Source organism: Arhodomonas sp. KWT (genome assembly GCF_010993615.1).
Genome location: NZ_WNXE01000571.1, coordinates 1 through 1,041, shown reverse-complemented (window position 1 = coordinate 1,041; position 1,041 = coordinate 1). Strand labels below are relative to the sequence as shown.

Below are 1,041 nucleotides of genomic sequence, written 5' to 3'. Positions count from 1 at the left end.
TAGTCCGGCGCGGAGGCGGGATCGATCCCGCCCGTGGGGCAGAAACGCACGTCGGCGAAGGGGCCCGCGAGTGCGCGCAGCATGGCGATCCCCCCCGCCACCCCGGCGGGGAAGAACTTCAGGTGGGTGAACCCCGCCTCGAGCGCCCCCTGCACCTCCGAGGGCGTGGCGACGCCCGGCATGAACGGCACACCACTGTGGCGCGCGGCCGTCAGCAGCGACGGCGTGGCACCGGGGCTGACGACGAACGCCGCCCCGGCATCGACGGCCCCCTGGAGGTCGGCGGCGTTCAATACGGTCCCCGCCCCGACCACCGCGCCGGGCACGTCCGCCGCCGCCCGGATCGCCGCGGGTGCCGCCGGCGTGCGCAGGGTGATCTCCACCACCGGCAGGCCGCCCGCCACCAGGGCGCGTACCGTCTCCACCGCCGAGTCGGCATCGTCCACGGCGAGCACCGGGATCACGTTCACCCGGGAGACAATCCCGTCCATTCCCGTCATCTCAGCCACCTCCGTGCTGGGCCGCGCCATCGAGATCGAACACCCGCGCGCCGGCCTCCGCCGGCGTGGCGTTGGCGCGGAAGATCTGGAAGAGCTCGCGACCCATGCCGCGGCTGCCGGCATCCGGCGCCGCCGCCGGCGACCGCGCGGCCCACTCGTCGGCATCGACCAGGGCCTCCAGGGTCCCGGCGCCGGCATCGAGGCGGATGCGGTCGCCGTCGCGCACCCGCGCGAGTGCGCCGCCGGCCGTGGACTCCGGCGTGAGGTGGATCGCCGCCGGCACGCGGCCGGAGGCGCCGGACATGCGCCCATCGGTCACCAGTGCCACGCGGTAACCGCGGTCCTGGAGCACGCCGAGCTGCGGCGTGAGCTTGTGCAGCTCGGGCATGCCATTGGCGCCCGGCCCCTGGAAACGCACCACCGCCACCATGTCCTCGTTGAGCTGGTCGCGGGAGAACGCCTCGAGCAGCGCCTCCTGGCTCTCGAACACCCGCGCCGGCGCCTCCACGCACCAGCGCTCCCGCTCCACCGCGGAGACCTT

At 74.9% G+C, this 1,041-nt stretch carries 2 protein-coding genes; both read right to left on the bottom strand.

Annotated features, from left to right (window positions below; all coding sequences use genetic code 11):
- Window positions 1–500: bifunctional 4-hydroxy-2-oxoglutarate aldolase/2-dehydro-3-deoxy-phosphogluconate aldolase (gene eda / locus G7A99_RS20805; RefSeq protein WP_240466367.1), on the bottom strand; the 500-nt coding region annotated here is incomplete at its 3' end.
- Window position 501: 1 nt separating this feature from the next.
- On the bottom strand, window positions 502–1,041 hold a 540-nt coding region (locus G7A99_RS20800), incomplete at its 5' end, for a dihydroxy-acid dehydratase (RefSeq protein WP_205599974.1).